This is a genomic window from Bacillus cereus group sp. MYBK108-1 (genome assembly GCF_051917185.1).
GTDB classification, from domain to species: domain Bacteria; phylum Bacillota; class Bacilli; order Bacillales; family Bacillaceae_G; genus Bacillus_A; species Bacillus_A cereus.
Genome location: NZ_JBQAHZ010000007.1, coordinates 180,345 through 200,005, shown reverse-complemented (window position 1 = coordinate 200,005; position 19,661 = coordinate 180,345). Strand labels below are relative to the sequence as shown.

The following is a 19,661-nucleotide window of genomic DNA, read 5'->3' as shown; positions in this document are numbered from 1 at the left end:
TACCTCGTCTAAACTACAATAGACGAGGTGTTTTTTTATGAAAATAAAACGGAGAATTACAATTGTTTTAATTTGTTTTATGAGCGTTATGTTTTTATTGCTTTGTCGTTTAATCCAAATTCAAATTATAGATACAGAATCATTTACTGATCGCAAAATAAATTTAATAGAAAAAAGTGTTACGCAACGCACACAATCCATTACAGTAGACGATGGACGTGGGCAGTTTATAGATCGTAATGGTAAAGAAATAGGTGAGGAAAAATATCCTGTTTTAATTATTTTTCCATTTTTACAAATAAAAAATGACATGTTAGAGAAAATCGCGCATATCATTGGTGTGTCGAGACAAGAGATTAGAAGACAAATGAAAAATAACAAAAATGCATTTACACTACAAGGAGAAACTGCTCCATTTCGAGTGACACGAGAGCAGATGGAGAAGGTAAATGAATTACATGTATTAGGTATTGTAGCAGCTGAAGTGCGATTAAAACAAACTGGAGAGATAAGTCATTTAATTGGTGATGTAGGGGAGAACGAAAGGGAATTTCAAAAGCGATATGGAGAATTGAAAAAAATTTCAAAACAAACGCCGATAGGTATTTCAGGATTACAGCAATCATTTGATGAATTTCTATTGACTGATGGAGAGGCAAAAGTATTATATCAAGTAGATCGGCAAGGAGAACCAATTTTCGGAAAGCAAGCGAAATACACTTCACCAGGAAATCCATTTTATCCAGTTAGGATTCAAACTACTTTACATAAAGAGTTGCAGCAAAAAGCAGAAGAAGTGATTGAAGCAAACGAAATAAAGAAGGGGGGATTAGTATTACTTGATGTAAAGACAAATGAAATATTAGCGATGGTTAGTAAGCCGTCTTTACAAGTAAGGGATGAGAATTTATATAAAACTACACTTGAAAATCAAATGTTAACGCCACATTTTCCAGGCTCTGTTTTTAAAATAGTAGTTGCAGCTGCAGTCATTGATCAAAAAGTAAATTTGTTTAATCGGACATTTAACTGTAATAAAGATTTATATGGTGAAAACGACCCGCAAGTTAGGATGGGTACGCTTAACTTTAAAGAGAGCTTTGCTAGGAGCTGTAACAGGACATTTTCCGAGTTAGGTAACGAGCTATTACAAAAGGATAGGACGGTGTTAGAAACATACGTAGCAGCTCTAGGAGCAAATGAAAAGGTTGGATGGAAAGGTTCTGTATTTCATACACCTCATTTTGAGCAAATGCCAGAAGAGAAAGGCACTACTATTTGGGGGAATGAAGAAAATAAAAGTAATAAAAAAGCGGTAGAACAAACAGCGATTGGACAGAAAGATGTACGTATATCACCTCTAGCAATTGCAAATATGATGGCGACGATTGCGAGGAATGGAGAAAAGATGGAAGTGAAAGCTGTTGAAAAAATAGTATATAAAAATGGAGCGGATTTTTTTACATTTGAGAGCCATACGTTAAATGGAAAACAGCTTTCGTATGAAACAGTGAAAACATTACAAGAGTTATTAAGAGGCGTTGTAACAAGGGAGAAAGGAACAGGAACGGCATTCCGTTCGTTGCCACTAAGTGTCGCTGGAAAATCCGGGACAGCGCAAACGGGGAAAGGGACGAGGGTGAATCGCTGGTTTGCAGGTTATTTTCCGTATGAGAATCCAAGATATGCTTTAGTTGTTGTTGATCTAGAGACTGATAGCAAAGTGAATAAAGTTACACCTACTTTTAAAGATATGGTGGGAGCAATCTATCAATTGGAGAATGAAAAGTAATCTTGCAATTTATAGTGAAATGTCTTCATTTCATGAAAATATCATTGTAAATGTTCAACCTTTCTAGATTTAATGTTACAATAGCAATTAGGAAAAACTGCATGGAGGTTTGGAGAATGGCAGGAGGATCAAGATTCCAACAGAAACAACAAAAACGTCGTCAAAACGGTGTTTTAAATATTGCAATCGCTATTGTATTACTATTAGTAGCTATTGTAGCATATCAATTGTTCGTTCCTAGTACGAAAGAGCAAGCATCTTCTACTGATAAGAAAGTCTCTCAACAAACAACAAAGAATGAGAAAGCTGGAAAATCAGAAGATAAAGAATCTGCTAAGAAAAAAGAAAAAGAACAAGAGCAAGCAGAAGCTAAGAAAAAAGCTGAAGAAGAGAAGCTAAAGGCTGAAGAAGAACAGAAAAAAGCTGAAGAAGAAGCGAAAGCTAACGAGAAAGTATCAGCTGAAAAAACTGTATCTAAGGCAAAAGAGGCTTACACAAAACCTTCTTGGAAAGCTGTAGGAACAGAACAAGGTTCATCACCGGCGATGACGTTTAAACAAGGGTCATCAGATTGGAATGAGATGCAAAGTGCAATTGCTGCAGGTGTTGAGATACCGAAAGAGCAATTAGTATTCCATTTTGTTGGAAGAGACAAAACTGGAAAGAGCAAAGCTTATGGTGATGTTCAAGATAAGCAAAGTGGGAAAAGATATTACGTAAATATTGATTGGGTAGACAATGAGGGCTGGAAACCAGTACTTGTTCAAACTCTAAACTAAAAAAGAGAAGCTCCTTAGGAGCTTCTCTTTTTTGTTAACGCAATTTCTTTAATTTAAAATGAACAACCGCGCTATAATACGGTCTTTTGCTTTCAGGATCCATAACCATTTGATGAGAGATGTGATGAACTTCAAGCATAAGTGCTTTATTATTATCAATTTGTTCACTAATTTTTCGTTCTAAAGAAGCTAAGTCTCCCGCTTCAAAAAACTCTACTTTATCTTCTAACATTTCAAAGGTAAATGACATGAAGACGGCCCCTCTCCTATGTAATCAACTATAGTGTAACAAAGAAAAGAAGGAAATACCATGTACATTTCAATTGACATTTTTAGAAAGAGGGAATATCATACTGATAAAACCGATAAGAAAAAGGGGAATTTTTATGGGTACAGAATTTAATGGTTTATTTGATGAGTGGGCTCATACGTACGACTCATTTGTACAAGGCGAAGATATACAATATAAAGAAGTTTTCTCTCATTATGAGGACATTCTAGAGGATGTAGTTAACAAGTCATTTGGTAATGTATTAGAATTTGGTGTCGGTACAGGTAATTTAACAAATAAATTATTACTTGCTGGCCGCACAGTTTACGGTATAGAACCGTCGCGTGAAATGCGCATGATTGCAAAAGAGAAATTGCCAAAAGAATTTTCAATTACAGAGGGTGATTTTCTTTCGTTTGAAGTTCCAAATTCAATTGATACCATTGTAAGCACCTATGCATTTCATCATTTAACAGATGATGAAAAAAATGTAGCGATTGCGAAGTATAGTCAATTGCTAAACAAAGGTGGTAAAATAGTGTTTGCTGATACGATATTTGCAGATCAAGATGCATATGATAAAACTGTTGAAACAGCAAAAGAAAGAGGTTTCCACCAGTTAGCAAACGATTTGCAAACGGAATACTATACACGTATTCCAGTTATGCAGACTATTTTTGAAAACAATGGCTTCCATGTAACTTTCACGAGATTAAATCATTTCGTTTGGGTAATGGAGGCAACTAAGCAATAGAAAGAGGGATTAGATTGAGAATTGCTGTAATTGGAGCAATGGAAGAAGAAGTACGTATTTTACGTGACAAATTAGAACAAGCAGAAACAGAAACGGTTGCTGGTTGTGAATTTACGAAAGGGCTATTAGCAGGGCATGAAGTAATCTTGTTAAAGTCTGGTATTGGTAAAGTAAACGCAGCGATGTCAACGACAATTTTATTAGAAAAATATAAGCCTGAAAAAGTAATTAATACTGGTTCAGCTGGTGGATTCCATCATTCTCTAAACGTTGGTGATGTAGTTATTTCCACTGAAGTTCGTCACCATGATGTAGATGTAACAGCATTTAACTATGAATATGGTCAAGTACCAGGAATGCCGCCTGGATTTAAAGCTGATGAGGCGTTAGTTGCATTAGCTGAGAAATGTATGCAGACTGAAGAAAATATTCAAGTTGTAAAAGGTATGATTGCAACAGGTGATTCATTTATGAGTGATCCGAACCGCGTTGCAGCCATCCGTGATAAATTTGAAAATCTTTATGCGGTAGAAATGGAAGCAGCAGCTGTTGCACAAGTATGCCACCAATATGAAATTCCGTTTGTTATCATTCGCGCACTTTCTGATATTGCTGGTAAAGAATCAAATGTTTCATTTGATCAGTTTTTAGATCAAGCAGCTCTTCATTCTACAAACTTTATCGTAAAAGTGTTAGAAGAGTTAAAGTAATGTAACAAAAAGGCAACTGTCTCATATAAAGAAAATACATACAGTTGCCTTTTCTTTATTGGCAAACAAGGGGGAGAACACGATGAATGTATATCGTGGAGTTCATGAGTTAATTGGTCATACACCAATTGTAGAAATTACTCGTTTTTCACTTCCAACAGGGGTCCGTTTATTTGCAAAGCTTGAATTTTATAATCCAGGCGGAAGCGTTAAGGATCGTTTAGGAAGAGAATTAATCGAAGATGCGCTAGAAAAAGGGCTTGTTACCCAGGGTGGAACAATTATTGAACCGACTGCTGGGAATACTGGTATTGGACTGGCACTTGCAGCATTAGAACATGATTTACGTGTTATTGTTTGTGTACCAGAGAAATTTAGTATTGAAAAACAAGAATTAATGAAAGCACTAGGTGCAACTGTCGTGCATACACCGACTGAGCAAGGAATGACCGGTGCAATTGCTAAAGCAAAAGAGTTAGTAAATGAAATACCGAATTCATACTCTCCAAGTCAGTTCGCAAATGAGGCAAATCCTCGTGCATATTTTAAAACATTAGGACCTGAACTGTGGGACGCATTGAATGGAGAGATTAACATATTTGTTGCTGGAGCAGGAACTGGCGGTACGTTTATGGGGACTGCATCTTACTTGAAAGAAAAAAATATAGATATTAAAACAGTTATCGTAGAGCCAGAAGGATCTATTTTAAATGGTGGTAAGGCTGGTTCACATGAGACCGAAGGAATTGGACTGGAATTTATCCCCCCATTTTTGAAGACATCTTATTTTGATGAAATTCATACGATTTCTGATCGAAATGCATTTTTACGAGTGAAAGAATTAGCGCAAAAAGAAGGACTTCTCGTTGGAAGCTCTTCAGGAGCAGCATTTCATGCGAGCTTACTTGAGGCAGAGAAGGCAGCACCAGGTACAAATATTGTAACCATTTTTCCAGATAGCAGTGAGCGCTATTTAAGTAAAGACATATACAAAGGATGGGAATAAAAAATGAGAGCAAAGACAAAGTTAATTCATGGTATTCGCATAGGAGAACCTTCAACTGGATCTGTAAACGTACCGATTTATCAAACAAGTACGTACAAACAAGAAGCAGTTGGTAAGCATCAAGGATATGAATATTCACGTACAGGTAACCCAACACGTGCAGCTTTAGAAGAAATGATTGCTGTATTAGAAAATGGGCATGCTGGATTTGCATTTGGTTCAGGAATGGCTGCTATTACAGCGACAATTATGTTGTTCTCAAAAGGTGACCACGTTATTTTAACAGATGATGTGTATGGCGGAACATACCGCGTTATTACGAAAGTATTAAACCGTTTCGGTATTGAGCATACATTTGTAGATACAACAAACTTAGAGGAAGTTGAAGAAGCGATTCGTCCAAATACGAAAGCAATTTATGTAGAAACACCAACGAACCCACTACTAAAAATTACTGATATTAAGAAAATATCTACTCTTGCTAAAGAGAAAGACTTATTAACAATTATTGATAACACATTCATGACGCCATATTGGCAGTCACCGATTTCTTTAGGAGCAGATATTGTGCTTCATAGCGCAACGAAATATTTAGGAGGTCATAGTGACGTAGTTGCAGGTCTAGTAGTTGTAAATAGCCCACAACTAGCAGAGGATCTTCACTTTGTACAAAACTCAACAGGCGGTATTCTTGGGCCACAAGATAGCTTCTTACTACTTCGTGGTTTAAAAACGTTAGGAATTCGTATGGAAGAACATGAAACGAATTCACGCGCTATTGCTGAGTTCTTAAATAATCATCCAAAAGTAAATAAAGTATATTACCCAGGTCTTGAATCACATCAAAACCACGAATTAGCAACAGAACAAGCAAATGGATTTGGTGCTATTATCTCATTTGATGTAGATAGTGAAGAGACATTAAATAAAGTACTTGAGAAATTGCAGTACTTTACACTTGCTGAAAGTTTAGGAGCAGTAGAAAGTTTAATTTCTATTCCATCTCAAATGACACATGCATCAATCCCAGCTGATCGCCGCAAAGAATTAGGAATTACAGATACATTAATTCGTATTTCTGTCGGTATTGAAGATGGTGAAGATTTAATTGAAGATTTAGCACAAGCGTTAGCATAATAAAAAAATGCACTGCTCTATATTAGCAGTGTGTTTTTTTTTACATCATTTTGTGAAACATTTCACAAAATAGACATACACAAACGAAATGATTTCATGTATATTGAATTCAGGAAATGTTACTCACGAACAAATTTGTGAAACATTTCACAAACAATTAAATTCATGTAGGAAAGCATCTCTATTTTTTTATGTTAATAGGGACTTATTTTGACCTATAGGGACATATAAGGACCGTGATAGTAGAATAGGAGGAAATTTACATGGTAGTCAAAGAGAAAGTTGTAAATGAAATGCAGGAAGTAAAAAAGATGATTGATACGCTAGTAAATAATGGTCAACAAGCTTTACAAGCATTAGAAAGTTTTACACAAGAGGAAATTGACAACATTGTTCATGAAATGGCATTAGCAGGTGTTGATCAACATATGCCGCTAGCAAAATTGGCAGTTGAAGAAACTGGCCGTGGTGTATATGAAGACAAATGCATTAAAAATATTTTTGCCACTGAATATATTTGGCATAGTATAAAGCAAGATAAAACGGTAGGAATTATTCACGAAGATTCTCATGAAGAAATAATAGAAATCGCGGAACCTGTCGGTGTGGTAGCTGGGGTAACGCCAGTAACGAATCCAACGTCGACAACAATGTTTAAAGCGTTAATTGCGATAAAAACAAGAAATCCAATTATTTTCGCATTTCATCCTTCCGCACAAAAATGTTCTGTGGCAGCGGCGAAAACAGTATATGATGCAGCGATGAAAGCTGGTGCACCAAAACACTGTATTCAATGGATTGAAAGACCGTCTGTTGAAGCGACGAAACAATTAATGAACCATGATGGTGTAGCACTCGTTCTAGCAACTGGAGGCGCTGGTATGGTTAAATCAGCTTACTCTACTGGAAAACCAGCGTTAGGCGTTGGTCCTGGTAATGTACCGTGTTATATAGAAAAATCAGCACATGTAAAACGAGCTGTTAATGATTTAATTTTATCGAAAACATTTGATAATGGTATGATTTGTGCATCGGAACAAGCAATCATTGTCGATAAAGAAATTTATGATGATGTTAAAACAGAAATGATTGAAAACAATTGTTATTTTGTAACAGAAGAAGAAAGAAAAAAATTAGAAAAGCTTGTTATAAATGAAAATACATGTGCAGTAAATAGTGATATTGTAGGGAAATCAGCACAGTATATTGCCGATTTAGTTGGGATTACTGTTCCTGAACATACAAAAATGCTTGTAGCTGAAATTCAAGGTATCGGAGCAGCATATCCGTTATCTCGTGAGAAACTGAGTCCAGTATTAGCTTGTGTGAAGGCGAATTCATTAGAAGAAGGATTTACATATTGCGAAGAAATGTTGAACCTCGGTGGTTTAGGACATTCAGCAGTTATCCATTCTACAAATAAAGATGTGCAAAAGCAATTTGGGTTACGTATGAAAGCTTGCCGTCTCATTGTAAATGCACCTTCATCACAAGGTGGAATAGGGGATATATATAATGGATTTATTCCATCACTTACACTTGGTTGTGGTTCATACGGAAAGAATTCAGTTTCCCAAAATGTAACAGCCACTCATTTATTAAATATAAAAAGGCTGGCAAATAGAAAAAAGAATATGCAGTGGTTCAAATTGCCACCAAAAATTTATTTTGAAAAACATGCTACAGCTTATTTAGCAAATATGCCTAACATTTCACGTGCATTTATTGTAACGGACCCTGGAATGGTTGAACATGGCTATGTCGATACAGTCGCGCACTATTTAAACAAGCATGCAAATGATGTGAAAGTTGAAGTTTTCTTTGAGGTCGAACCAGATCCATCAGATGAAACTGTTTTTAAAGGTGCGGAAATGATGAGAAGCTTTAAGCCAGATGTAATTATCGCACTTGGTGGTGGTTCAGCTATGGATGCAGCAAAAGGAATGTGGTTATTCTATGAGCATCCAGAAACGACATTCTATGGTATTAAACAGAAGTTTTTAGATATAAGAAAACGTACATGTAAATATCCGGAATTAGGAAATAAGGCGCAGTTTGTTGCGATTCCAACGACATCAGGAACGGGATCAGAAGTGACACCATTTGCGGTTATTACAGATAAGAAAAATAATATAAAGTATCCGCTCGCAGATTATGAATTAACACCAGATGTAGCAATTGTTGATCCGCAATTTGTAATGACAGTACCACCACATGTAACAGCAGATACTGGTATGGATGTTTTAACACATGCAATTGAGGCGTATGTGTCTGTTATGGCAAATGACTATACAGATGGATTAGCATTAAAAGCTATTGATCTCGTATTCAAATATTTACCGAGAGCATATAAAGATGGAAATGATGAAGAAGCAAGAGAAAAAATGCATAACGCTTCTGCAATTGCAGGTATGGCATTTGCAAATGCTTTCCTCGGTATTAATCACAGCTTAGCACATAAGATTGGACCAGAATTCCATATTCCGCACGGACGCGCAAATGCCATTCTAATGCCGCACGTAGTCCGTTATAATGCTATTAAGCCAAGAAAACACGCATTGTTCCCAAAATATGAGCACTTTGTGGCAGATGAAAGATATGCACATATAGCGAGAATGCTCGGGCTTCCAGCAAGCTCGGTAGCAGAAGGGGTGGAATCACTCGTCAAAGCAATTATTGAGCTTGGAAAAAGCTTAAATATTAACATGAGTATTGCAGGACAAGGAGTAGATAAAGAGCAATTTGAAGAGGTTGTTGGAGTATTAGCAGAAAGAGCTTTTGAAGATCAATGTACAACTGCTAATCCAAAGTTGCCGCTTATTTCAGAACTGAAAGAAATTTATATGGAAGCATATAAAGGTGAATAATGATTAAAAAAGAGCCGCAGTAAAGCGGCTCTTTTTTTATTGGAAAACATCTCCCAGAATGGCTGTATTTACTGGTCTTTCAGTTTCATAGAATATGATACAGTGAAATGGAGGAGTGAGAATATAATGAAAGAATTAAAAGGAAAAATAGAAGACTATACTCGGTTCGGACAAATTCTTCTCGCTGTAAGTACATTGTTAATGGTTGGCTTGTTGATTCCGAATGGAGCAAAAGAGACAATCCAATTTTTTGTTATGATGGGGAGCGTCGTTATATTTTTAAGTTTATCGTTCTTTTTCTTTCAGCGTGTGAAAGTGATGCGTGACCAGCTAGAGGAAAATGAATGTGAATAATATTGTTAACTAGAGCGTGGCGAAAAGAAAAAATCTTTTTGTCACGCTTTTTGTTTTTTGTAGAAAAATGTATGCGTTTCGTGTTGACAATGATAATCCTTATCAATTAAAGTAGAATAGTAGTTAATGATTATCATTATCAATTAGAGGTGAAGGAATGAAAAAATCTATTACGCTATTTACAGCGATTTTATCTATTTTTTTCTTGTTAATAGGTTGCAGTGCCAAAGGGGACGAAAAAGCGTCTGCAACCAAAACAGAAAAAGGAAAAGAGAAAATCGAAATTACCGACCTATCAGGAAGAAAGGTAACATTCGATAAAGTGCCAGAAAGTTTTGCAACATTAAGTATGGGGGACATGGATATTATTCATGCTTTAGGTGGAAAAATAGTAGGTCGCCCGGATACGAAATTAACTCTTCCAGAGGAGTTAAAGAAAGCACAAGTAATTGGGAATGCACATCAACCGAATTTTGAGCAAATTGCTAGTTTAAAGCCCGATGTACTTGTTGCTAACAATGGATTCCAAAAGAATGTGCCAACGGTTGAAGGACAAGGAACGCAAGTTATCATTTCTTCTGCGAATTCTGTACAAGATATTCAAAAGAATATTGAATTATATGGAACGGTAATGAAGAAAGAAGATAAAGCAAAAGAAATTAATCAAAAAATGAATGATCAAATGAAGAAATATGAGAAAAAGAGCGATGTGAAAGCATTGCTAGTGTATGGCGCACCAGGTACTTATTTAGCGGCATTACCAACATCTTTATCAGGTGATATTTTAGAAAAAACAGGCGGAAAAAATATTGCTTCTGATTTTCCAGAAACGAAAGAATATCCGCAATATGCACAGCTAAGTGTAGAACGTATTATTGAGGCGAATCCAGATGTGATTTATTTAATTACACACGGAGATCCAAAAAGTGTGAAAAAAGCATTCGAAGGCGAAATGATGAAAAATGAAGCGTGGAAAAATTTAGAGGCAGTAAAACAAAACCGCGTAGTTATTTTGCCACCTGATTTATTTGGATCTAATCCTGGTACAAAAGTTACAGAAGCAATGGATTTTATGTATAAAAGTATACAAGATGTAAGGAAATGATACGTATGGAAAGTAGTGAAGTAGTAAGAGAAAAGGAACATCCTTTTGCGAAAAAAAGATGGATAATAGCAGTTACTTTAGTTGTATTAACAATCCTAGGTCTCTTGTACGGTCTTTTCGCAGGAAGTTTATCCTTTTCTATACGAGATATTTTAACAGGTATACAAGAGGAAGGTTCGACAGTTCATCGAATTGTATGGGATCTTCGCATACCGAGAGTGCTTATTGGGTTTATAGTAGGAACATGTTTAGCTGCATCTGGTACACTGCTACAAGGGGTTATGAGAAACCCTCTTGCAGATCCTGGTATTATCGGAGTTTCATCTGGAGCAGGCCTTGTAGCAATTGTCATCATGATTTTATTCCCACAGCATCTAGCTTTTTTACCACTAGGGGCGTTTTTGGGAGCTTTCATAACAGCGATGGTTATTTATGCTTTATCATGGCAAAAAGGGGCACCACCTTCAAGAATCGTCTTAGTAGGGGTGTCGATCAATGCATTAATTGGTGCAGCAACGTCAGCATTAATGTTATTACATAGTGACAAAGTACAATCGGTGTTACCGTGGTTAGCGGGCGGTATTGGTGGTGTAAGTTGGGCACATTTAAACATGATTATTTATTATGCAATATTCGCCATTATATTAGCTTTCTTTGGTATTAAGCATATTCGAGTGTTAATGCTTGGAGATGAAATGGCAAAGTTATTAGGACATAATGTGGAAAAAAGTCGGTTTTATTTAATCGTAGTAAGTACATTATTAGCTGGAATTGCAGTAAGTGTGTCTGGTCTTATTGGATTTGTCGGTCTTGTCGTACCACATATGCTACGTTTATTAGTTGGAAATGATTATAGATATTTGCTACCTTTATCATGCCTTGGCGGCGGGGTATTACTTGTTTTTGCGGATGCAATAGCTCGAAGTTGGTTTGACCCAATCGAATTGCCTGTTGGTATTTTACTGTCCTTCTTAGGTGGTCCGTTCTTCTTATATTTAATTCATAGAGGAGGAAAACAAAGTGATTTCCGTTAACAAAGTGTTTTACGCACACTCTGAAAGATTTCAAATGCAAAATATGAATGTACATATTAAGGTTGGAGAAATCGTTAGTTTAATTGGTCCGAATGGATCGGGAAAATCTACTTTGCTTCGTTTAATAGCAAGGCTACTGAAACAAAGCGAAGGGGACATCATTTTAGATGGGAAAAATATTCATATGATGAAGAGTGCTGATGTAGCGAAGCAATTAGCAATGTTACCACAAATGCATGATCATCAATTAGACTTAACAGTGAAAGAACTAATTGAGTTCGGAAGAGGTCCACATAAATCATGGAGTAGCCGCTTAAATAAAGAAGATGAAGAAATTGTTGATTGGGCATTGTCTGTTACAAATCTTGAAGGGTATGAATATCGTCTTTTACATTCTTTATCAGGAGGGGAACGGCAACGTGCTTGGATTGCGATGACGCTAGCGCAACGTACAAATGTCTTATTATTGGATGAACCAACAACCTTTTTAGATATCGTTCACCAGTTGGAAGTAATGGAACTTGTGAAACGATTAAATGAGGAGTTTGGAATGACAATTATAATGGTTTTACATGACATTAACCAAGCTGCTCAATATAGTGATCGTTTACTTGTATTAAAGCGAGGAAAGATTCAGTATGATGGTATACCAGAAGAAGTACTATGCCATGAAATGTTTCAACATGTATTTGGCATAGATGTAGATATTTTTCAGGGAAGTGACAAGCCTTTTTTTACACCGAAACGAATTTCTAAAAGGGGAGAAGAGCGATGCAAACAGAAGAGCGTATTACCACTGAATTAGTAAGAGAATTTGTTATGGCAGCTCACGGGGATTTAGAGAAAGTACAAGAGCTATTGGTTGAATCACCAAGCTTACTTCACGCTTCTTATAATTGGGGTGGATCAGATTGGGAAAGTGCGTTAGGCGCATCGGCACATGTAGGTCGTAAAGATATTGCTCTTTATTTACTAGAAAAGGGTGCTCGGATGGATATTTTTGCAGCAGCTATGCTTGGTGAATTAGAAGTTGTACAAGCTATTTTAGTAGCTCAACCAGAAGCATTGCGTGCATCTGGCCCTCATGGTATTTCTCTTCTTCAACATGCACGAATGGGTGGAGAGAAATCTAAGCGTGTATATGATTATCTAGCAATACTATCTTAATGAACGAAGGAAGTTCTTATGAGCGGTAAACTTTTCACTTGAAACAATTGGAAAGTTTACCGCCCGTTAGAACGGGATAAGTATCTAGTATATTTGAAAATCCTACACCCCCCTCAATTGTAGTTTTCTTTATGCTAGTTATGATATGGATGCAGTGGACAATAGTTGTCTACTGCTTTTTTTAGTTGTTTAGAATGAATATTCTGAATTTTATCGTTGGTTCATTTATCCCGCTATTTTCCAGGCAGTAAGACTCTCGCCTAAAAATTCAGTTAAAGCAAAGAAGTTAGACGGGAGATCCACTGCCCGTAAACGTCCGATTGGTAAAGGCTAATAATCAGTGGGGTGAACAAAATTCCCCACTGATTAAAGTTTCACTTTATAATAAATAGTAACATACCGTATACATACAAAACATGATCGTGAAATGAAGAATAAATTAGTGGAAAGGAGTGCCAGCATGTTTCATACAGAACGTTTACAAATTCGCAAATATACAATGGATGATTTACAGTTCTACGCTTCACTATGGGGGAACGAGAAGGTAATGCGTTATATTGGAAATGGGACATTAAAAACATATATGCAGTGTAAAAAAAGTCTGGAGGAATGGGTGATTCCTAGCTATAAAAACGGTCTCGGTTTATTTGTATTGATTGAAAAGGAAACGGGAACAAGAATTGGTCATGCAGGGCTGGTAAAGCAGAAAATAGATGGAAAAGAGGAAATTGAAATTGGTTATTGGTTACTTCCTCAGTATTGGGGAAAAGGGTATGCAAAAGAAGCGGCGGCAGCATTTCGTGACTATGGTTTCCAAGCATTACGAATGAATAAATTAATTTCTCTTATTAATCCGAATCATCCCGCCTCAATATTTGTTGCTAGAAAAACTGGGCTCAGCTACGAGAAAACAACGTCATTTCATGGAATCGATGCTCTAGTTTATTCTATTAAGCGTGTTGGATGAAAAAATTACTTTTTTAAAGGTAAATTGCATTTTTTGAAGAATGGTATATGAAAATAAAGGGAGGGGTTACATGTACATTTATCATAATGGACTTATTATTCGTGAGGGAACGAGTAGTGTACCAGCATATGCAATTAAAGCTTTATTTGAAGATGCCGGTTGGAGTAATGATAATATCCCTTCTTGGCAAATTGAAAAATTTACGATAGCATTCGAAAATTCAACATGGGCTTTCACAATTTGGGATGAGGAAGAGATGATTGCGATGGTTAGAGTCATTTCTGATGGAATTATGATTGCGAACATAGTAAATTTAGTTGTGAAGTGTGAATATAGAGGGAAGGGATTAGGTAAGAAGCTTGTAGCTCTTTGCCTGCAAAAACTTCCCCACGGTGATTGGTTTGCGCATACATCAGCGAACAATTTTGATTTTTATAGAAGCTGTGGATTTGAAGTTAGAGAGCTATCGAGAAATGGAACATGTGCGTATTATGGATATCAAGTCGCAAAAAGAGATGGTCACCGATAAATGAATGGAAAGTAAAAAAGTATAGCGAGGTAATTTTGAGACTTTTGATAATAGAGAATGGATTGAGGCTCGTTTTATGATAAAATAAAAGAAAATTCTGTTTATTATTAGGGGGATAAAAATGAGTGTAAAAGCTGGGGATGTATTTAAATATGAAAGAAGATTTACTGAGGAAGAAGTTTTTGAATTTGCAAATATTACCGGTGATAAAGGTAGACACCATGTGGAATACGATGAAAATGGAAGATTAATGGTTCATGGTTTATTGACTGCTAGCATTGGGACGAAAGTGGGAGAAGAGTTACATTACATAGCAAGAGAATTAGTAAGTGAGTTTATTAGACCAGTTTTCACAGGAGATACAATCACTTGTGAACTAACTTTAACAAATGTTGAGCAAATGGAAGGCTATAAAAAAGTTTCAATCGAGTCAGTTTATCGCAATCAGCATGAGAAGACTGTACTAGTTGGGACAAGTTATGGAATTATAAGGGGATAAAAAAGAAGCCTGTTTAACAGGCTTCTTTTTTATTATTTAGTAAACACGTTTTCGATTTTCTGCATAACTAGAGATGAGTAATAATGCAGTTTCTTCTCCTATATTACGAACAATATGAGGAACGCATGCATTCCATGAGAAAGAATCACCTTCTTCTACAATTGCAATATCCTCACCGTGCTGAACTTCTAATTTTCCGCGTAATACAAGGTGACATTCTTCCCCTTCATGGGCATTTGGTGAATTTTCTTTCGGGAATCCAGTAGGGATTTCTACTAAAGATAGGCGAAGGCCCCCTTGCTCCGCAACATGTTCAATTCTTTGCTCATCTTTGCCGTATACACTGTATTTCCGTTCTTCTTTTTTGACAATTTTTAATCGATCTTTTTGCTCTAACAATAAATAGGGAAGGGGAACGTTTAAAAAATTGGAGATCGTTTCTAAAGTTGAGATAGATGGTGATGTTTTATTATTTTCAACCTGACTCATAAATCCTTTAGAAAGACCTGTTCCCTCACAAATTTGTGCGATTGTTATGCCCCTACGTTGACGAATTTCACGTATTGCAGAACCAATATTCATAAAATCAAGCTCCTTTTTGTAAACAACTATTTGTATCATAGCAAAAAAAATATATTTTTTCCCAGTGAAAATGAATTGACGAATAAAAAAAATTAGTGTATGTTTTGTAATGTAAATAAAAGTTTTGTATAAGAAAACTATAAAGGAGAGAAAGAAATGAATCAACATATTGGTAACTTAATTATTCGTATCGTGTTAGGGGTAACATTCTTCATGCACGGTTTAACAAAATTCCAATCAGGAATTGACAATATTGCAGGGTGGTTTACAAGCATTGGTTTACCAGGAGGACTTGCATACGGTGTAGCAACATTTGAATTAGTTGGAGGCTTATTATTAATTCTAGGTTTAGGTGTAAGATATATTGGATTATTATTTGCGCTTGTTATGGTTGGAGCAATCGTAAAAGTGAAATGGTCAGCTGGTTTATTGGGAGATGGAAAAAATCCTGGTTTCGAATTAGAACTTGCATTATTAGCAATGGGTGCATATTTATTTGTTGCAAAAGCTGATGGTTTTGTAGATAATTTCTTAAAAGAAAAAATGTCAAAGAAGAACTAATTTAAATGGGGGCTAACAAGATGAGTTTTCAACTTCATCCCGATACAACACTTGATGTTGTTCATTTATACGTATCTAATGTAAAGAAATCACTAGAGTTTTATACGGAAGTACTAAGTATGAAGGTGCTAAAAGAAGAAGAAGAAGTCGTTACATTTGGGAATGAAAATGATGAACCACTTCTTATCATTGAAGAAAAGAAAGAAGCTTTTCCGAAACAAAGAGCAAGAACAGGGTTATATCATTACGCAATTTTATTACCAAGTAGGCAGGATTTAGCGAATGTTCTTCGTCATCTTGTAGAGATGGTATATCCACTACATGGCGGAGCCGATCATTACTTTAGTGAAGCTCTTTATTTAGCTGATCCAGATGGAAACGGGATTGAAATTTATCATGATCGACAAAAAGAAGTTTGGCGTGATGAGAATGGAGAACTCCCATTTGTTAGTAACCCGTTAGCTGGTGAAGAATTATTACAGCAAGGAAGTACATGGAATGGATTTCCAGCTGGTACTGTGATGGGGCATATTCATTTCCATGTAGCTGATTTAGAGGAAGCGAAACGTTTCTATGTTGATGGTCTTGGTTTTGAAGTAACGATCCCAGCTCGTAATGGAGCGTTGTTCGTATCAGCAGGTGGTTATCATCACCATATCGGTTTAAATACGTGGCAAGGTGAAGGGGTACCACCGCAAATGCCAGGTTCTGTTGGTTTAAAATATTTCACAATTGTACTAGCGGATGAAAAACAAAAAGAGCAAGTATGTGAAAGCTTAAAAAATATTGGCAAGATTGCTACGTACAAAGATGGAATATTACAAGTCGAGGATCCATTTGGACATTGTATCCATTTCAAAATAAAAGGAGAAGCCTAAAAAGGCTTCTCTTTTTTATTTTCTTATAATTGCGTTTTCGTTTTGTAAAAATAGTTCATCAAATTGTTTTGCAAGCTCAAAATCTAGTTTCGTTAAACCTTTTGCATTCCAAGATGACAAAGTAATAATAACTGCTTTATACTGGATAAGGATAAATGGATGGTGATTATGTTCTTCTGATAGTTTGGCGGCTTCAGAGACAAATTCGACTCCTTTTAAGTAGTCGGAAAACATATATTTTCGTTCAATCCATTTCTCATCTTTTACCATCCATTTATCTACCTTCAATAATTCCTCGTGAACTTCTTCTTCAGTTAATCTTAGCATCATTTTTCACATCCTTTACTGGAAGTAACGCAAGACCATTGTTAATAAGGCGTGTTACAGCTTCGTCAGTTGTGAAAGTAGAAAGTTGATGTAGTAATGCTGCAGATGTTTCATGCCCTTTGTTATGCTCTAAAAGTAACTCTAATACTTCAAGGCGCAGCAACCATTCTTTCGCATAAAATTTATTTAATACTTCTTGAATTGCTACTAATTGATCGATATGCGCTTCGTGTAAAATCCCCTCACTTCGAATATCTCGAACTGTTTGATACATACGTTCAAGTTCATTCAGTACAAGTGGAGCAGGAATTTCTTGAACTTCTTCATCCATTGGGAAAAATGCTGCTGCATCTGCGGCACCTGGGAATACTGAAGTGATTTGTGAGCCAACAGCCATATCAAATGCGCCCCATGAAGCATCAAATAAAACGCGGGCGTTATAAGTAACTGTGCAATCGATAAAGGAAATAAGAGCAATTTTCTTATCGCTTTTTACAATATCTGTTACTGTTCCTTTTACATGAATACCACTTGCAAAAGTAAACTCAGCGATAGTTCCAATTGTAATTCCTAATGATTGTAGTTGTTCGTCTGTACAATTTTCTAATGCAATATTTTCAGTGAGTAATCCAATTGGTGTTCCAAATCCGTCACTGTGTACAGAAGTAGAATGATTCGCTAACTGTTTATTATGAAGTGCTAATGCCGTTGGCGAATTTGTTCGCATGTAAATTAATTCACCTGCATCGTTTTCAATTGTCTCGCTAAATGTACCTGTAATTTGTAATCCGCTATTTAGCTCAGCTGTTGCATAGTTCTCAGAGCGAATTGCTTTTTCTAAACCTTCTTTTCCACCTGTTTTAAAGGCCATTGTTTTAGAAAATGTTTCAAGCGCATCTGTTAATTCTTCAAAGGACTTGCAAACGAATAGTTGTGGTTGCATTTTTGTTACGTCATAAGTTGTCCCTGTACATGCTTCGATAGAAAATGGAACTTTTTCTACAGCGTCTGTTAAGCAATGTTTGCTTTCGCCAACAGAAGAAAGGAGACCAGCACCATATATTTTTGGATCATCTATATTTCCAATCAATCCATATTCTACTGTCCACCAGAAAAGACGTGAAATTTGTTCAGCTTCTGATAAACCAGAAACTAAGTTTTGTTTTTCAATTACAGCATTTTCAGCAGCCTTAACTTCATCAGGAGTAGAAGTAGGGCTTTCTTTTACTATCGTTAATGTACGAACAGCTTCAAATGCATCATGTTCTTCTTTTGTAGAGAAAGCTTTTGCACCAATTTGCCCAAAACGTTTCACATATTTTGCATATGTAGGATCAAGTAAAATCGGTGCGTGTCCTGCGGCTTCGTGTACGATATCTGGCGCTGGTGTGTACTCGATATTTTCTACTTTCCGAATATCTGTTGCGATTGGTAGTAATCCGTGTCCTTGGAAATCGAAGAATGCTACGCCGGGAATAAGTCCGTCAATCGTTACAGCACCCCAGCCACTTGGTGCCAAACACTCATTCATTTCTTCTACTTTTGGAATTGAATCTATATTAATACCAGATGATTGTAGTCCGTTCACATAGGCTGGATGAGCAACGTCTTTTAAGAAGCTATGATTTTGTCTCATAATATAACGCCACACAGCGTGATTCACCGGTGTGTATTGATCATAATGTTGTGTGGATACGAATGGTTTTAAATGTGATGGAATTTCTGTTTTCTTTGTCATTTAGACATCCTCCTTTTTTTCAATAAAATTGAATATCGATTTCGTATAGCTTGTATCACCTCCTTTCATTTTTGTAAGCGCTTATAAAATTTTATCATAAGATTCGGAATTATTTAACATCTGTTTCTGTGAGAAATAGAAAAAGCCCCTATCGGAAAGTCCGATAGGGGCGAAAGAATCGCGGTACCACCCTATTTGTAAGTGAAAATATACTTACATCTCAATTAATGATAACGGAAAAATTCCGTCTTTTCCTTCATGCATAAAAGCACTACGAAAAAGAAGCTCCAGAATTGTAATTCATACTTATATATGTGCTAATTTCCACCGACCATTAGCTCTCTGTAACAGGGATATAAGATACTACTGCGATTCTTTCAACGCGTATATATGAAATTGTGTAAGAGGATGGACGCAAAAAAGTCCCTATCGGAAAATCCGATAGGGACGATAAAAATCGCGGTACCACCCTATTTGTAAACAACTAATTGTTTACCACTCACTTTACGATAACGGAAAGATCCGTCTTTCTCTTCATGCATAAAAAGCATTACGGGAAAGAAGCTCCAGAATTGTAATTCACGCTTGTATATGTACTGATTCG

General features: G+C 36.3%; 21 protein-coding genes and 2 other annotated features (1 of these 23 only partly in view). Of the genes, 17 read left to right on the top strand and 4 right to left on the bottom strand.

Annotated features, from left to right (window positions below; genetic code table 11):
- Nucleotides 1–37 precede the first annotated feature (37 nt).
- Complete coding sequence (locus ACTFSL_RS13325; RefSeq protein ID WP_440041835.1) at nucleotides 38–1,792, top strand: peptidoglycan D,D-transpeptidase FtsI family protein; 1,755 nt, start codon at nucleotides 38–40, stop codon at nucleotides 1,790–1,792.
- Nucleotides 1,793–1,908: 116 nt separating this feature from the next.
- On the top strand, nucleotides 1,909–2,571 hold the full coding sequence (locus ACTFSL_RS13320; protein ID WP_000897098.1) for a YrrS family protein: 663 nt from the start codon (nucleotides 1,909–1,911) through the stop codon (nucleotides 2,569–2,571).
- Nucleotides 2,572–2,605: 34 nt separating this feature from the next.
- Here the strand turns inward: ACTFSL_RS13320 and ACTFSL_RS13315 are convergent, their stop codons facing one another.
- Nucleotides 2,606–2,821 (bottom strand): YrzA family protein, encoded by a 216-nt coding sequence (locus ACTFSL_RS13315; RefSeq protein ID WP_000010984.1) that lies wholly within the window; start codon nucleotides 2,819–2,821, stop codon nucleotides 2,606–2,608.
- A 136-nt stretch (nucleotides 2,822–2,957) separates the two neighbouring features.
- Here ACTFSL_RS13315 and ACTFSL_RS13310 point away from each other — a divergent pair, with 136 nt between their 5' ends.
- The 13 genes from ACTFSL_RS13310 to ACTFSL_RS13250 all read left to right on the top strand — a co-directional run bounded on the left by ACTFSL_RS13310 (nucleotide 2,958) and on the right by ACTFSL_RS13250 (nucleotide 14,971).
- Nucleotides 2,958–3,596 carry a class I SAM-dependent DNA methyltransferase gene (locus ACTFSL_RS13310; protein ID WP_440041834.1) on the top strand — a complete coding sequence of 213 codons (639 nt, stop codon included), beginning with the start codon at nucleotides 2,958–2,960 and terminating at the stop codon, nucleotides 3,594–3,596.
- Between the two features lie 14 nt (nucleotides 3,597–3,610).
- Complete coding sequence (gene mtnN / locus ACTFSL_RS13305) at nucleotides 3,611–4,306, top strand: 5'-methylthioadenosine/S-adenosylhomocysteine nucleosidase (protein WP_001217026.1); 696 nt, start codon at nucleotides 3,611–3,613, stop codon at nucleotides 4,304–4,306.
- Between the two features lie 82 nt (nucleotides 4,307–4,388).
- Complete coding sequence (locus ACTFSL_RS13300) at nucleotides 4,389–5,312, top strand: O-acetylserine dependent cystathionine beta-synthase (RefSeq protein WP_001103883.1); 924 nt, start codon at nucleotides 4,389–4,391, stop codon at nucleotides 5,310–5,312.
- Between the two features lie 3 nt (nucleotides 5,313–5,315).
- Nucleotides 5,316–6,449, top strand: a complete 1,134-nt coding sequence (locus ACTFSL_RS13295; protein WP_001201908.1) for a bifunctional cystathionine gamma-lyase/homocysteine desulfhydrase — start codon at nucleotides 5,316–5,318, stop codon at nucleotides 6,447–6,449.
- Nucleotides 6,450–6,712: 263 nt separating this feature from the next.
- Nucleotides 6,713–9,316, top strand: coding sequence for a bifunctional acetaldehyde-CoA/alcohol dehydrogenase (adhE, locus tag ACTFSL_RS13290; RefSeq protein ID WP_063537511.1), 2,604 nt, complete (start codon nucleotides 6,713–6,715; stop codon nucleotides 9,314–9,316).
- 126 nt (nucleotides 9,317–9,442) lie between these two features.
- The gene (locus ACTFSL_RS13285; RefSeq protein WP_098584550.1) at nucleotides 9,443–9,670 is read left to right on the top strand and encodes a YrhC family protein; all 228 of its coding nucleotides are present in this window, start codon (nucleotides 9,443–9,445) and stop codon (nucleotides 9,668–9,670) included.
- 157 nt (nucleotides 9,671–9,827) lie between these two features.
- Nucleotides 9,828–10,775, top strand: a complete 948-nt coding sequence (locus ACTFSL_RS13280) for an ABC transporter substrate-binding protein (protein WP_000748457.1) — start codon at nucleotides 9,828–9,830, stop codon at nucleotides 10,773–10,775.
- Between the two features lie 5 nt (nucleotides 10,776–10,780).
- Nucleotides 10,781–11,809 carry a FecCD family ABC transporter permease gene (locus tag ACTFSL_RS13275; RefSeq protein WP_002024813.1) on the top strand — a complete coding sequence of 343 codons (1,029 nt, stop codon included), beginning with the start codon at nucleotides 10,781–10,783 and terminating at the stop codon, nucleotides 11,807–11,809.
- Complete coding sequence (locus tag ACTFSL_RS13270) at nucleotides 11,796–12,614, top strand: ABC transporter ATP-binding protein (protein ID WP_000626552.1); 819 nt, start codon at nucleotides 11,796–11,798, stop codon at nucleotides 12,612–12,614. Before ACTFSL_RS13275 ends, ACTFSL_RS13270 begins: the two co-directional genes overlap by 14 nt.
- Nucleotides 12,581–12,976 (top strand): ankyrin repeat domain-containing protein, encoded by a 396-nt coding sequence (locus ACTFSL_RS13265; protein ID WP_001192766.1) that lies wholly within the window; start codon nucleotides 12,581–12,583, stop codon nucleotides 12,974–12,976. Before ACTFSL_RS13270 ends, ACTFSL_RS13265 begins: the two co-directional genes overlap by 34 nt.
- A 427-nt stretch (nucleotides 12,977–13,403) precedes the next feature.
- Entirely contained in the window at nucleotides 13,404–13,943 is a 540-nt protein-coding gene (locus ACTFSL_RS13260) for a GNAT family N-acetyltransferase (RefSeq protein WP_004408018.1), read from the top strand.
- Between the two features lie 70 nt (nucleotides 13,944–14,013).
- On the top strand, nucleotides 14,014–14,472 hold the full coding sequence (locus ACTFSL_RS13255) for a GNAT family N-acetyltransferase (RefSeq protein ID WP_000276126.1): 459 nt from the start codon (nucleotides 14,014–14,016) through the stop codon (nucleotides 14,470–14,472).
- Between the two features lie 121 nt (nucleotides 14,473–14,593).
- Nucleotides 14,594–14,971, top strand: coding sequence for a MaoC/PaaZ C-terminal domain-containing protein (locus ACTFSL_RS13250; protein WP_000111564.1), 378 nt, complete (start codon nucleotides 14,594–14,596; stop codon nucleotides 14,969–14,971).
- Between the two features lie 36 nt (nucleotides 14,972–15,007).
- Here the strand turns inward: ACTFSL_RS13250 and ACTFSL_RS13245 are convergent, their stop codons facing one another.
- Complete coding sequence (locus tag ACTFSL_RS13245; protein WP_001020693.1) at nucleotides 15,008–15,553, bottom strand: helix-turn-helix domain-containing protein; 546 nt, start codon at nucleotides 15,551–15,553, stop codon at nucleotides 15,008–15,010.
- A 156-nt stretch (nucleotides 15,554–15,709) separates the two neighbouring features.
- Here ACTFSL_RS13245 and ACTFSL_RS13240 point away from each other — a divergent pair, with 156 nt between their 5' ends.
- Entirely contained in the window at nucleotides 15,710–16,114 is a 405-nt protein-coding gene (locus ACTFSL_RS13240) for a DoxX family protein (RefSeq protein WP_001071553.1), read from the top strand.
- A 20-nt stretch (nucleotides 16,115–16,134) separates the two neighbouring features.
- The gene (locus tag ACTFSL_RS13235; protein WP_440041832.1) at nucleotides 16,135–16,992 is read left to right on the top strand and encodes a VOC family protein; all 858 of its coding nucleotides are present in this window, start codon (nucleotides 16,135–16,137) and stop codon (nucleotides 16,990–16,992) included.
- A gap of 15 nt (nucleotides 16,993–17,007) precedes the next feature.
- Here the strand turns inward: ACTFSL_RS13235 and ACTFSL_RS13230 are convergent, their stop codons facing one another.
- Both ACTFSL_RS13230 and ACTFSL_RS13225 read right to left on the bottom strand, forming a co-directional pair.
- Nucleotides 17,008–17,322, bottom strand: a complete 315-nt coding sequence (locus ACTFSL_RS13230; protein ID WP_000979538.1) for a 4a-hydroxytetrahydrobiopterin dehydratase — start codon at nucleotides 17,320–17,322, stop codon at nucleotides 17,008–17,010.
- A complete protein-coding gene (locus ACTFSL_RS13225; protein WP_420685174.1) occupies nucleotides 17,303–19,057 on the bottom strand; it encodes an aromatic amino acid hydroxylase in 1,755 nt (584 codons plus the stop codon). Before ACTFSL_RS13225 ends, ACTFSL_RS13230 begins: the two co-directional genes overlap by 20 nt.
- 162 nt (nucleotides 19,058–19,219) lie before the next feature.
- Nucleotides 19,220–19,447: a binding site (T-box leader), on the bottom strand.
- 50 nt (nucleotides 19,448–19,497) lie between these two features.
- Nucleotides 19,498–19,661, bottom strand: a binding site (T-box leader); it runs 65 nt beyond the window's last position.

Coding starts and splice junctions, on each gene's coding strand:
- ACTFSL_RS13235 (WP_440041832.1), top strand. CDS start 16,135: ATGAGTTTTCAACTTCATCCCGATACAACACTTGATGTTGTTCATTTA.
- ACTFSL_RS13285 (WP_098584550.1), top strand. CDS start 9,443: ATGAAAGAATTAAAAGGAAAAATAGAAGACTATACTCGGTTCGGACAA.
- ACTFSL_RS13275 (WP_002024813.1), top strand. CDS start 10,781: ATGGAAAGTAGTGAAGTAGTAAGAGAAAAGGAACATCCTTTTGCGAAA.
- ACTFSL_RS13315 (WP_000010984.1), bottom strand. CDS start 2,821: ATGTCATTTACCTTTGAAATGTTAGAAGATAAAGTAGAGTTTTTTGAA.
- ACTFSL_RS13295 (WP_001201908.1), top strand. CDS start 5,316: ATGAGAGCAAAGACAAAGTTAATTCATGGTATTCGCATAGGAGAACCT.
- adhE (WP_063537511.1), top strand. CDS start 6,713: ATGGTAGTCAAAGAGAAAGTTGTAAATGAAATGCAGGAAGTAAAAAAG.
- ACTFSL_RS13265 (WP_001192766.1), top strand. CDS start 12,581: ATGCAAACAGAAGAGCGTATTACCACTGAATTAGTAAGAGAATTTGTT.
- ACTFSL_RS13245 (WP_001020693.1), bottom strand. CDS start 15,553: ATGAATATTGGTTCTGCAATACGTGAAATTCGTCAACGTAGGGGCATA.
- ACTFSL_RS13325 (WP_440041835.1), top strand. CDS start 38: ATGAAAATAAAACGGAGAATTACAATTGTTTTAATTTGTTTTATGAGC.
- ACTFSL_RS13280 (WP_000748457.1), top strand. CDS start 9,828: ATGAAAAAATCTATTACGCTATTTACAGCGATTTTATCTATTTTTTTC.
- ACTFSL_RS13225 (WP_420685174.1), bottom strand. CDS start 19,057: ATGACAAAGAAAACAGAAATTCCATCACATTTAAAACCATTCGTATCC.
- ACTFSL_RS13255 (WP_000276126.1), top strand. CDS start 14,014: ATGTACATTTATCATAATGGACTTATTATTCGTGAGGGAACGAGTAGT.
- ACTFSL_RS13240 (WP_001071553.1), top strand. CDS start 15,710: ATGAATCAACATATTGGTAACTTAATTATTCGTATCGTGTTAGGGGTA.
- ACTFSL_RS13320 (WP_000897098.1), top strand. CDS start 1,909: ATGGCAGGAGGATCAAGATTCCAACAGAAACAACAAAAACGTCGTCAA.
- ACTFSL_RS13260 (WP_004408018.1), top strand. CDS start 13,404: ATGAAGAATAAATTAGTGGAAAGGAGTGCCAGCATGTTTCATACAGAA.
- ACTFSL_RS13310 (WP_440041834.1), top strand. CDS start 2,958: ATGGGTACAGAATTTAATGGTTTATTTGATGAGTGGGCTCATACGTAC.
- ACTFSL_RS13250 (WP_000111564.1), top strand. CDS start 14,594: ATGAGTGTAAAAGCTGGGGATGTATTTAAATATGAAAGAAGATTTACT.
- ACTFSL_RS13230 (WP_000979538.1), bottom strand. CDS start 17,322: ATGATGCTAAGATTAACTGAAGAAGAAGTTCACGAGGAATTATTGAAG.
- ACTFSL_RS13300 (WP_001103883.1), top strand. CDS start 4,389: ATGAATGTATATCGTGGAGTTCATGAGTTAATTGGTCATACACCAATT.